Below are 218 nucleotides of genomic sequence, written 5' to 3'. Positions count from 1 at the left end.
GAAATAGTTATCGATGAATTAAATGATGTTTCCTTGGGAATATTGAAAGAAAATATGAGCCAATTGGAAAAGCAAATACTCACAACAGAAAAAAGCATTAATGAGCTTATAAAACAAGATGAAACCATGATAAATAACTACAAACTCTCCAAAACAGTCAAAGGAGTAGGGATGGTACTGGCAGTTCAAATGCTACTACATACTCACAATTACACGCG

General features: G+C 33.5%; 1 pseudogene. It reads left to right on the top strand.

The window, feature by feature from the left end:
- A pseudogene (locus AC23L6_RS13465) lies at positions 1 to 218 on the top strand (hypothetical protein); the annotation flags it as partial.

Source organism: Flavobacterium sp. R1_16, from assembly GCF_057652095.1.
Note: the sequence above shows the minus strand (reverse complement) of the source record. Positions and strands in the feature narration are given on the sequence as shown.